This is a genomic window from Micromonospora sp. NPDC000316, assembly GCF_042898885.1.
In the GTDB taxonomy this organism is placed as follows: Bacteria; Actinomycetota; Actinomycetes; order Mycobacteriales; family Micromonosporaceae; genus Micromonospora.
Genome location: NZ_JBIAZG010000018.1, coordinates 1 through 1,467, shown reverse-complemented (window position 1 = coordinate 1,467; position 1,467 = coordinate 1). Strand labels below are relative to the sequence as shown.

The 1,467-nt window shown below is 65.4% G+C and carries 1 protein-coding gene and 1 pseudogene; both read left to right on the top strand.

Translation table 11 applies throughout. From position 1 onward, the window contains the following. A pseudogene (locus ACFY2Q_RS25720) lies at nt 1-474 on the top strand (tetratricopeptide repeat protein); the annotation flags it as partial. A 59-nt stretch (nt 475-533) separates the two neighbouring features. Beyond that, nucleotides 534-950: a tyrosine-type recombinase/integrase gene (locus tag ACFY2Q_RS25715; RefSeq protein WP_387134372.1), complete on the top strand. Its 417-nt coding sequence runs from the start codon at nt 534-536 to the stop codon at nt 948-950. Nucleotides 951-1,467 lie beyond the last annotated feature (517 nt).

The following is a 1,467-nucleotide window of genomic DNA, read 5'->3' as shown; positions in this document are numbered from 1 at the left end:
AACCTGGCGATATCGGTGAACAACCACGCCGCGTTCTTGGCGGAGGCGGGTCGGCGGGCCGAGGCCCTCGACACCAGCAGCGAAGCCGTTCAGCTCCGCCGGGAGTTGGTGGACCTCAACCGCGACGCCTACCTACCCAACCTGGCGATATCGGTGAACAACCACGCCGCGTTCTTGGCGGAGGCGGGTCGGCGGGCCGAGGCCCTCAACACCAGCAGCGAAGCCGTTCAGCTCTACCGGGAGTTGGTGGACCTCAACCGCGACGCCCACCTACCCGACCTAGCGAGATCCCTGTGGGCCGTGGGACGGATAGCACTCATACTTGAGGACCGCGAGCTAGCGCTGTCCGCGATCCAGGCGGTCACTGAGGCAGTACACATCTACGCGGAACTCGCTACCGCCGAACCCGACCCCTTCACCCCGCTGCGAGACGCCGCCGCAGAGACCCTCGACCGGCTCTCAACGGAGCAGTAAGCGCCCGCGCAGGATATGCGAGTGCCCATGTTTGGTGGGCGTCGTAGCGCATGGTCCGGATGCCCGACGAGGAGATCGCAGCTCGTGGCACCCAAGACGGAGCGGTCCCGGCGCAGACCCTCGCCCTGTTCCGCGCGCATCGTCGGCAGCATGCCGCGGATAGGCTGGTGGTGGGGGAGCGGTGGCAGGATCCAGGCTTGGTCTTCCCGTCCAAGTTCGGTACGCCGATGGACCCAGACCACATCGACCGCACGTGGCACAAGATACGGGCGGCGGCCGGCCTCGACTGGCTGCGTCTGCACGACCTGCGGCACGCCTGCGCGACGTTCCTGCTTGTCTCCGATGCCTCGCCTCGGAGGGTAATGAAGGTGTTCGGTCACAGCCAGATCGGGCTGACCATGAACACCTATGCCCACGTCATGCCAAGATCGAGCGCGCCGCCGTGGATGAGGCTCCGTGTTCGGCGGTTTCTCTAGCTGCGCAAACCGCCCCCTTGTATGCCTGACCTTCTTGGGACCAGCCCGCGCGGTTGTCGGAGGTCAGGCCGACTGGGACCGCTCGGCCCATGTCAACGGTTGGAGCCCTTGTTCGACCACGTCGAGATCATCGTCATGAATTACCGCCTCGGGGTCGTCTGCCCTGAGTTGCGCTCGGACCGCCCGGTAGAACTCCTGCAAGGCGTCGTTTAGCCTGCCGAGCGGAGGCTTGGACGGACGTTTCCCGGCTCGTGGATCTCGGCCCTCTTCTCCCTGAACCCGCACTGCGTAGGCGTGATGAATGACGGTCCGCGCGGCGGCTTGGACTCGGGGACTTCCCAGAAGCCGAATTTGCTCGCAGGCCAGTCGCATTCTTTGGTGTGCCTCGTCGAGTGCCTTCCGGCGCTCTTCTTGGTCCTCGCTGTCAACGGCGGACTGGAACTGACCCCCTAGCGACGGATTGGGATTGACCCCCCGGGGGTCGTTTGTCCTACTTGTCGCGGTCTTTCGCGAGGAG

Bases quoted from the DNA above. Each gene is read 5' to 3' on its own strand.
- ACFY2Q_RS25715 (WP_387134372.1), top strand. From the start codon at position 534: ATGCCCGACGAGGAGATCGCAGCTCGTGGCACCCAAGACGGAGCGGTC.